Source organism: Olsenella sp. CU969, from assembly GCF_905219715.1.
In the GTDB taxonomy this organism is placed as follows: Bacteria; Actinomycetota; Coriobacteriia; order Coriobacteriales; family Atopobiaceae; genus Granulimonas; species Granulimonas faecalis.
The window spans coordinates 1-9,856 of record NZ_CAJMXC010000072.1; the positions used below are offsets into that span (position 1 = coordinate 1).

Sequence of the window (9,856 nt, forward strand, 5' to 3'; positions counted from 1 at the left end):
CGACCTCCCGGCCCGCGGCGCGCCTCGTCAGATGCGCGCCGCGGGCCGGGCCGGAGTTCTCGTGATGCAAGACCCCGGACCCGCGTGGCGAAGGCCCCCGTTGCCGTCCCACCTTCTCCCACCGCCTGTCCCACCTCGCTCCACCATGGGGCCACATCGGCTCCCACTGGACACCCTCCGGGGTCAAATGTGGAGGCGCGTCACAAAGAGGCAACGCTTTTTCAGGGGGATGGGCCGTTTAGCCCAAGGACCGCTCCCCGCGACTCGATTCGCAATCGCATAGATGCCGATTCTGATAACACCAGCAAGTGAGGGGCGCCCTCCCGCAAACTCCGGGAGGTGGAGAACCGCCGTCCAACGGTCGTCAGCAACAGTTCAGCTTATGTAACCAATGGGAAACAAAAAACTTCCGCAGGGATACTATGAGAATTGCAACCCATAAACCTATCTCTGATAATCATTCATATATGAAATAAAAAAAGAACGTCCCCGTATTTCTTAGCTAGGTTTTTGCGCCCTACCGAACAGGTTTTCGACTGAAGGCCACCAAGGGGCCTGACCTGCTCGAACAGCCGTTCTGAATCAACATGAGGTATATCAAAGTCACGGTTCGGGGCCAGATGTTGTGGGTGGGTCGCTGGGGGACAAAGTGGGGCGAAGTGTTGCGAAAAGGCGGGCGCCACCCTAGAATCAGTGCCATGCAACGGCGAGGGAGCCGGGGCAGACTCGGTTTCGCGGGGGACTCCAGATGTATCTGACGGGCAGCAGGAAGCATAGCCTTGATTCCAAGGTGCGCCTCACGCTTCCCGCCGACATGCGTCGGGAGTTCGCCGAGAAGGTCTGCCTCGTNCCCCTCAACGACGCACTGTACGGGTTCACCCCCGACGGGCACCGGGCGTGGGTCGACGGGTTCTTCCCCGACGGCTTCAACCAACGGTCCAGGGACGACGTCCGTCTCCGCCAGCTCCTGAACTCCAGGACGGTGACGGTGGACATCGACTCCGCGGGGCGCATCGCGCTCGGCAAGGTACCGGAGGACGTGCGGGTCAGGCTCGGCCTCGCTGGCGAGGTCATGGTCGTGGGCAACGACGACCACTTCGAGCTCTGGAACGTCGAGGAGTGGGAGAAGGCCCAGGNGGCCTTNGGNGACGACCTCGTGGCGCTCATGTTCGGCGGGATGTAGGTGNACCATTGACAGAAGAATACCGGCACGTACCCGTACTGCTCGACGAGGTCGTCGAGCACCTCGACCCCAGGCCGGGCGAGACCGTCTGCGACTGCACCCTCGGCGGGGCAGGCCACACCGTGGCCCTCGCCGCCAANGTCGCCCCCGACGGCCTCTCCCTGGGAATCGACCAGGACGACGCGGCCCTCGCCGCGGCCTCCGAGCGCATCGAACGCGAGGCGCCCGGGGCGGACCACCTGTTCCTCAAGGGCAACTTCGGCCAGCTCGACGAGCTCCTGCTCGAGGCCGAGGTCCCCGGGGTGGACTGCTTCCTGTTCGACATCGGGGTCTCGAGCCCGCAGCTCGACCGCGCCGAGCGCGGCTTCTCGTTCCACGAGGACGCCCCGCTCGACATGCGCATGGATCCGGGGAGTAACCCCACAACCGCAGCAGAGGTCATCAACACCTACACCGAAGCCGACCTCACCCGGATCCTGCGCGTCTACGGAGACGAGCGCCACGCGGCCGCCATCGCCAAGGAGGTGGCCCGCCGGCGGGCCAAGGCGCCCATCGAGACGACCTTGGAGCTCGCCGACGCCGTNNCCTCGGCCTACCCGGCCCGNGGCCGCCGTGGCAAGCACCCGGCGCGCAAGACCTTCCAGGCCCTGCGCATCGAGGTGAATCGCGAGCTCGAGGTNCTGCAGAGCGGACTCGAGGCGGCGATCCGCTGGGCCAACCCCGGCGGCCGCATATGCGTCATCAGCTACCACTCCCTGGAGGACCGGCTGGTGAAGCACGTGTTCGCCGAGGCCTCGCAGGGCTGCACCTGCCCACCGGACCTCCCGGTCTGCGTGTGCGGGAACGTGCCGGTACTCCGAGTCGAGACCCGTCGGCCCGTCACGGCCACCGACGGGGAGGTACAGGAGAACCCCCGGGCACGGAGCGCCAAAATGCGCGTCGCGGTCAAGCTGTGACGCACACGGGGCACCGGGCCCACCCCAATCAGCTTTATCTGGGCCGCACGGCCCTCGGATAAAGACGCGGGCACCACCGACGCACCACCACCACACCACAACGCACCTCAAACACACCACCTACGCACCACACCACACTCCATCGCACCACACTTTCATTGGGGGCACCATGAGCTACCGGGGATCTGAGGCCGAGCGCCTCGACAGTCGCGAGTTCGCGCAGCAGGGCGCGCGCCGCTCCTTCGACGTCGTCGAGGGCGCGGGGCTCGACTCCGCCGTCCGACGCGGCGTGGCCCCGGAGCGCCTGGCGGCCTTCAGACTCGCGCTCGCGTGCGTGGCGGTCTTCCTCGTCCTGGGCGTCGCCCNCGTCGCCGTCACGGCGGCCACCGTCCAGACCCTCGAGGCCAACTCCGGGCTCGCCGGCCAGGNCAGCNCCGCCGAGGACACCGCCAAGGAGCTCCGCATCGAGGCCGCGGTGCTCTCCAACAACTCGCGAATCACCACCATTGCCACCGAGAACCTCGGCATGGTCTACGCGGGTGCCGGCGAGTCGCTCACCGTGAGCGTCTCCTAGGGCACGCCAGCGACCTGCCGGGGCCGCCCCCGAGGAGGGCCCGTGTCACGGAACCAACAACCCAAGCGCCCCAGGAGCCCCCGCAGCCGCGGGGGCTCTTCCTACGACGGCGAGCGGAGCCAGGCCCAGAAGGGCCTCTTCTCGTCCATGGGCTACCTGCTTCTGGCCATGGGGGTCGTGGGCGTCGCGCTCGTCGCCCGCCTCGTGTGGCTCCAGGTGGTCGACGGCCCCCGCATCGCGGAGGACGCCNGCACCCAGCGCACCAACGTCATGACCCNCNAGGCCAAGCGCGGCACCATCTACGACCGCAACGGCAACGTGCTGGCCACCTCCGTGGAGTGTCGCACCCTCTATGCCAACCCCAAGGAGGTCNCCGACCCCCAGGCCGNGGCCAAGGTGCTNGCCGACAACCTCGGCGGCNCGGCCCAGGACTACCTCTCGTACCTCACCCAGGACACCACGTTCGTCTACATCAGGCGCAAGGTCGACACCTNGGTGGCCGACAAGATCCGCTCCGCCCTGGCCAAGGCCGAGCTCACCGGCCTCTACCAGCTGCCCGACATGAAGCGCGTGTACCCCTATGGCGCCGTGGCCGGTCAGGTGCTGGGCCTCGTGGGCACCGACGGCGAGGGCCTCACGGGCCTCGAGCTCCAGTACAACGACATCCTCTCGGGCAAGAACGGCGAGCGCGTCCTCGAGACCGGCGTCGGCGGTACCCCCATCGCCGGCGGCGCCTACATGGAGGAGCCCGCGCAGGACGGCACCGACATCGTCATCTCCCTCGACATCGACATCCAGGAGATAGCCGAGAAGAAGGTCGAGGAGGGTNTGGGCACCTACTCCGCCGAGACCGGGTTCGCCACGGTGGTGGATCCCAAGAACGGCCAGATCCTCGCCATGTGCTCCACGCCGTTCCTCGACCCCGAGGACACCGCCGAGGTGACGCCCGAGCAGCTCACCGTCAGGAGCTTGACCGACTCCTACGAGCCCGGCTCCGTCATGAAGGTGCTGACGCTGGCCGTGGGCCTGGAGAACCACTCCTTCAACCTCGACACGAGCTTNNCGGTCCCCGGGAAGGTGCAGGTGGTCGACGACTACGTCGGCGACGACGACGACCGCAAGGAGACCATGGCCATGACGCCGCGCGAGATCATGCGGCGCTCCTCCAACGTCGGCGCCGTCCTCATGGGCACCGCCGAGGGGGCCCAGGCCTTCTCGGAGGGCATCGCCAGGTTCGGCATCGGCCAGACCACGGNCATNGACTACCCCGGCGAGGTGGCGGGCCTCGTGACGCCCCTCGACTCCTACACCTCCGCCTCCCTCGGCGCCATGTCCTTCGGCCAGGGCGTGGCGATCCCGGGCATCCAGATGGTGCGGGCCGTGTCGGCCGTGGCCAACAAGGGCGTCCTCACGACGCCCCACTTTCTCATCTACAAGGGCACCGAGGAGGTGCAGTGGCCGGAGGGGGAGCGGGCCTGCTCCGAGGAGACCGCAGACCAGGTCGTCGACGTCATGCGCACGGTGGTCCAGGAGGGCACCGCCACCAAGGCCGCCGTCGAGGGCTACGACATCGCGGCCAAGACCGGCACGGGCGAGCAGGCCTCCGAGGAGGGCGGTTACAAGAAGGACAGCTACCTCGCCTCCTTGGTGGGGTTCGCCCCCGCGTCCGACGCCGACGTGCTCGTGTACGTTGCGTTCAACGGTGTGTCGCAGCTGGCCTCGGATTCTGCGGCCCCGGTTTTCTCGGCTATCATGGGTGAGTCGCTCTTGGACATGGGTGTGGACCCCACCGNCTGACGAGCGCTTTCGGCTTTCACGATCGGGCGCACCGCGCCTCTAGGGGAGTGACATGTACAGAGCATCGGTATCAGAGACCGCCCGACGCGGNGGCGCCACCGTGGTGCCNGGCGACGCGTCCGTCGAGGTCGGGGACTTCACGGTCGACTCGCGGTCCGTGGGGGAGGGCGGCTGCTTCGTCTGCTTCCACGGCGAGTCCCGCGACGGCAACGCCTATGCCGCCGCGGCCCTCGAGGCCGGGGCGGCCTGCGTGGTCATGACCCGCGAGGCCACGGCCGCGGAGGCCGCCCTCGCCGAGGCGCACGGCGCCTGCCTCCTCAGGGCCGACGGCGACGACGCCGAGGGCTTCCTGCTCCGCCTCGCCGAGTCCTGGCGCCTCGAGCAGGGCTGGTGCGTCGTGGGCGTCACGGGTTCCGTGGGCAAGACCACCACCAAGGACATGCTCGCCTGCGCCCTGGCNGCCGCATGNCGCGTGCACTCCAACAGGGGCNACCTCAACAGCGTCATCGGCGTGCCCCTCACCGTGCTCTCCGCCCCGGACGACACCGAGGTCTTCGTGTGCGAGATGGGCATGAACCACGTGGGCGAGATCGACGCCATCGCCCGCTGCGCCCGCCCCCACGTGGGCTGCGTGACCAACATCGGCACGAGCCACATCGGCATCCTCGGCAACCGCGGGAACATCGCCCGTGCCAAGGCCGAGATGGTGCCCTGGCTGGCGGCCGACCGCGGGCTGGCCTCGTCCCCCGCCCCCGCCCCCGCCATGGCCCTCACGGCCTCCGACGACTTCACCGCCCTTATCGGCGGTATCTGCGAGGAGGAGGGCGTGGCCACCGACGTCGTGGGCGGCCGGGACTCCGCCGTGCGCGCCGAGGGCGTGGAGCTCGACGGCGACGGCTGCCCCCGCTTCACCGTGGTGACGCCCCAGGGGTCCTCCGAGGTCCACCTGCGCCTCAGCGGGCGCCAGACCGTGCCCGACTTCCTTTTGGCCGTGGACCTCTGCCTGCGCCTGGGCATGGGGCTCGGCGACGTGGTGGCGGCCCTCGAGGCCATGGAGCCCACACACATGCGCGCCGAGGTCGTGGCCGCCGCCCGCGGCTTCCGCGTCATCGACGACTCCTACAACGCTAGCCCGTCCTCCATGGCCGCGGCCCTCGACCTGCTTTGCGAGATGGACTGCGACGGGCGCCGCGTGGCCGTGGTGGGGGAGGTGGGCGAGCTCGGTGACGAGGCACCCCGCCTCCACGGGCTCATGGGCGCCTACCTGGCCGCCAAGCCCCTCGACATCGTGTGCGTCGTGGGCGGGGAGATGGCCGACGCCATGGCCGACGCCGCCCTCGTCATGGGGCTGTCGGACGACCGCCTCGTCCGCGTGCCCACCGCTGCCGACGCAGCGCGCGTCCTCGGCCCCGTCCTCGGCGAGGGCGACCTCGTCCTGGCCAAGGCGTCCCGCTCCGTGGGGCTCGACGCGTTCGTGGAAGAGGTGCGTGCCTGATGCTCGCCGTCCCCGCCTACCCCACCTACACGATCTTCCTCGCCTTCGGCATGGCCGTCGTCGTCGCCATCCTGCTCATGCCGCCCTTCATCCGCTTCATGAAACGCGACGGCATCGGCCAGCAGGTGCGTGCCGACGGCCCCCAGACCCACCTCGTCAAGCAGGGCACGCCCACCATGGGCGGCGTCGTGATCCNGGTCGCCATCCTCGTCACGCTCGTGTTCTTCGGCCTGTGGAGCCCCGACCTCATCCTCGCCGTCGGTGCCACCTACGCCACGGCCCTGCTCGGCCTGGCCGACGACATCGAGTCGGTCTCCCACGGCCGCTCCCTCGGCCTCACCCCGGCCCAGAAGATGGGGGGGCTCACCCTGGTCTCCGTGGTCTTCTGCCTCCTGGCCGTCAACTGGGCCGGCATCACCCCCACGGTCACCTTCCCGGGCGNCTTCTCCGNCGACCTCGGCGTGCTGGCCTTCTCCGTCGGCGGCGTGTCCGTGCCCTGGGTCTACATGGTCTTCGTGTTCCTGCTCTTCGCGGGCCTCCCCAACGCCGNCAACCTCACCNACGGCCTCNACGGCCTTGCCGCGGGCACGGTGCTCGTGGTCATGGTCTTCATGGCCATGGTGTGCTTCCGCTACAANGAGCTCTCCCTCGCCGTCTTCGCCGCCTGCGTGGCCGGTGCCTGCGTGGGCTTCCTTTGGTACAACTGCCACCCGGCCCAGGTCTTCATGGGGGACACCGGGTCGCTCGCCCTCGGCGCCGCCTTCGCGGCCTTGGCGGTCCTCACCAAGACCGAGGACACCTCGCTCATCATGGGCGGTCTCTTCATCGTCGAGGCCCTCTCGGTCATGATTCAGGTGGTCAGCTTCAAGAAGACCGGCAAGCGCGTCTTCCTCATGGCACCCCTGCACCACCACTTCGAGAAGAAGGGTTGGAGCGAGACCAAGGTGGTCATCCGCTTCTGGATCGTCTCGGCCGCCTTCGCCGCCCTCGGATTCGCGCTCTACTTCCAACTCGGATAAGGAGGCACCTCCCATGGACAACGTCCGTCCCGACGCGCTGGGGGACGTGCTGGTCCTGGGCCTGGGCCACACCGGCCAGGCCGTGGCCCGCTACCTCCTGCACCTGGCCGACGACCCCGCGACCGCGGCCCGTGTGGGCTCGGTGACCGTGGTCGGCGGCGCCAAGAGCTCCGACGGCCCCGCCGCCCGGGCGCTCCGCGCCGCCGGCGCCGCCGTGACCGTGGGGGAAGACTCCGTGGAGGGCTCCTACGACCTCTGCGTCGCGAGCCCCGGCATCTCCGAGTTCTCCGATCTGTTCGCCGCGGGCCGTGCCGCCTCGGGCGCCGTCGTCGGCGAGCCCGAGCTCGTGTGGCGCGAGAGCCCCGAGCGCTGGATCGCCATCACCGGCACCAACGGCAAGACCACCACGACGTCGCTCGCGACCGCGCTCCTGACGGGCGCCGGCATCGACGCCGTGTCCGTGGGAAACATCGGCACCAACCTCGCNGACGCCCTCGACGCGGGGCGCCCGNCGGGCCGGTGGTACGTGGCCGAGCTCTCGAGCTTCCAGCTGGCCACCACCGAGCGTCTCCACCCCCGGGTCGCCTGCCTGCTCAACGTGACGCCCNACCACCTGGAGTGGCACCGCACGTTCGACGGCTACGTCGCGGCCAAGGAGCGCGTCTTCGCCAACCTCGACNCCTCCGACCTCGCCGTGCTCGTCGTGGACGACCCGGTGTGCGCGCGGGTGGCCGACGGCCTCGAGGCCCGCGGCCTCACGGTCTGCCGCGTTTCCGTGGAGGGCGTGCCCGACGCCTCGTGCCGCGCCTACCTCGACGGGGACACCCTCACCGTGGACCTGCCCGACGGCACCCACCGCCTCGCGGACTTCTCCGCCATGGCGCTCGAGGGGCCCCACAACGCCGCCNACGGCCTCGTGGNGAGCGCCTGCGCGCTGTTCGCCGGGGCGCCCGACGACGCCGTGACCGCCGGGCTCGTCGCCTTCGGCCCCCTGGAGCACCGCATCGAGCCCGTCCGCACCGTGGACGGCGTGCGCTACGTCAACGACTCCAAGGCCACCAACACCGACGCCGCCGTCACGGCCGTGGGCGCCTTCGCCCCAGGCACCGTGGTGTGCCTCGTGGGAGGCCACGACAAGGGCGGCGACCTCGCCGACTTCTGCCGCGCCATGGGCGGCGCCTGCCGTGCCGTCGTCGCCTACGGCGAGGCCCGGGCCCGCATGGGCGGCGCCCTCGAGGAGGCCGGCGTCCCCGTGACCTACGCACCCCACATGGCCGAGGCCCTCGAGGCCGCCCGCGCCCTCGTCCGGCCGGGCGACGTCGTGCTGCTGTCGCCGGCGTGCTCCTCCTTCGACGAGTTCTCCGGCTACGAGGAGCGCGGCCGCGCCTTCAAGGACCTCGTCCGAGCCCTCGTGCCGGAGGGGGGCCGCCGGTGAGCCGGGCCCGCAGCGACAGGGGCGCCGCCAAGGCCCCCGCCAAAGACGCCCCCAAGGCCGCCGGCGGCGCCCGCGGCGCGTCCGACTGGCTCTCGTCGGTGGCCGCCAAGGTCCCCGCGCGCATTATGGAGCCGCGTCTCACGCTCATCCTCGCCACGACGGCCCTGGTGGTGTTCGGCCTCGTCATGGTGTACTCCGCCTCGTCCGTCAAGGGCATCATCAACGGCGAGAGCCCCTCCTCGTACCTCGTGAAGCAGCTCATCGGCACCATCCTCGGCCTCGTGGCCTGCGTCGTGTGCGCCAAGGTCGACTACCACACGTGGGGGCGCCGGTGTCTGCCGTACCTCTGGGTCCTCGCCGTGTTGCTCATGGTGGTCGTGCACCTGCGCGGCACCGACTCCCACGGCGCCACGCGCTGGATCTCCCTGGGCCCGCTCTCCTTCCAGCCGTCGGAGTTCGCCAAGATCGTGGTGGTCGTGACGGCCGCCGCGGTCATCGCCGACTACGTGGTGGGGCACCGCCCCGCCGCGCCTGTCGCCTTCCTCGGGGAGGCGGCCTGGAAGGTCGGCCTGCCCGTGGCGCTCGTCCTGTTCCAGCCCGACAAGGGCACGACGCTNGTGCTCGGGGCAGTCATCTTCTGCCTCTGCCTCATGGCGGGGCTGCCGAGGAGGCCCCTTCTCGTCTGCGCGGCCGTCGCCGTGGCCGCCTACCTCGCCCTGTCCCTCAAGGACGACTACTCACGCAGCCGTTTCCTCATCTTCCTCAACCCCGACTCCGACCCCACGGGGGCCGGCTACCAGGTGATCCAGAGCTTCCGCGCCTTCGGCTCGGGGGGCCTCTTCGGCACGGGTATCGGCATGGGAGCCATGAAGTACTCGTACCTGCCCGAGGCCCACAACGACTTCATCCTCGCCGTCATCGGCGAGGAGTGCGGCCTCGTGGGCATGGTCCTGGTCATCGCGCTCTTCGCCCTGATCCTGTGGTCGGGCTTTCGCATCGCGCGGAACGCCCCCGACTTTTTCGGCAGCCTCCTGGCGGCGGGGTCGAGCATGCTCATCGTCTTCACGTTCCTGCTCAACCTTTCCGGCGTCATCGGCGCCTTCCCGCTCTCGGGCAAGGCCGTGCCGTTCCTGTCCTACGGCGGCACGTCGATGATGGCGTCGCTGCTCGTCGTGGGGACGATCCTCTCGGTGTCGGTGCACAGCCGTCTACCCGAGACGGTCCACGACCGGCGGCGTCGGAGCCTCGGGGTCGTGCGCGACGGCGCCCCGGCACCCGTGCCGACGGTCGAGGGCTCCACGGCCGGCGCCCCCACGGCGCGGTCGCTGCGCCTCGTGCACGACTCCGGCTCCCGCGGCGACGCCCGGCGGGGAGACCCGGGGGCCGGAGTCGTGCAC

Annotated in this window: 8 protein-coding genes; all 8 read left to right on the forward strand. The window is 70.0% G+C overall.

Translation table 11 applies throughout. From position 1 onward, the window contains the following. The first annotated feature begins 748 nt into the window (after window positions 1–748). On the forward strand, window positions 749–1,183 hold the full coding sequence (locus tag JX283_RS06905) for a division/cell wall cluster transcriptional repressor MraZ (protein WP_204829917.1): 435 nt from the start codon (window positions 749–751) through the stop codon (window positions 1,181–1,183). Window positions 1,184–1,191: 8 nt separating this feature from the next. Then, window positions 1,192–2,139 carry a 16S rRNA (cytosine(1402)-N(4))-methyltransferase RsmH gene (gene rsmH / locus JX283_RS08555; protein ID WP_239652521.1) on the forward strand — a complete coding sequence of 316 codons (948 nt, stop codon included), beginning with the start codon at window positions 1,192–1,194 and terminating at the stop codon, window positions 2,137–2,139. Window positions 2,140–2,308: 169 nt separating this feature from the next. Beyond that, on the forward strand, window positions 2,309–2,713 hold the full coding sequence (locus tag JX283_RS06910) for a cell division protein FtsL (RefSeq protein ID WP_204829918.1): 405 nt from the start codon (window positions 2,309–2,311) through the stop codon (window positions 2,711–2,713). A 42-nt stretch (window positions 2,714–2,755) separates the two neighbouring features. Beyond that, on the forward strand, window positions 2,756–4,510 hold the full coding sequence (locus JX283_RS06915) for a penicillin-binding protein 2 (protein ID WP_239652522.1): 1,755 nt from the start codon (window positions 2,756–2,758) through the stop codon (window positions 4,508–4,510). A 100-nt stretch (window positions 4,511–4,610) separates the two neighbouring features. Further along, complete coding sequence (murF, locus tag JX283_RS06920; RefSeq protein WP_204829919.1) at window positions 4,611–6,005, forward strand: UDP-N-acetylmuramoyl-tripeptide--D-alanyl-D-alanine ligase; 1,395 nt, start codon at window positions 4,611–4,613, stop codon at window positions 6,003–6,005. Continuing rightward, entirely contained in the window at window positions 6,005–7,024 is a 1,020-nt protein-coding gene (gene mraY / locus JX283_RS06925) for a phospho-N-acetylmuramoyl-pentapeptide-transferase (RefSeq protein WP_204829920.1), read from the forward strand. The genes murF and mraY overlap by 1 nt, the downstream gene beginning before the upstream one ends. A 13-nt stretch (window positions 7,025–7,037) precedes the next feature. Further along, window positions 7,038–8,459 (forward strand): UDP-N-acetylmuramoyl-L-alanine--D-glutamate ligase, encoded by a 1,422-nt coding sequence (gene murD / locus JX283_RS06930; RefSeq protein ID WP_204829921.1) that lies wholly within the window; start codon window positions 7,038–7,040, stop codon window positions 8,457–8,459. Next, the coding region (locus tag JX283_RS06935; protein ID WP_204829922.1) for an FtsW/RodA/SpoVE family cell cycle protein at window positions 8,456–9,856 on the forward strand (1,401 nt) is incomplete at its 3' end. The genes murD and JX283_RS06935, both read left to right, overlap by 4 nt.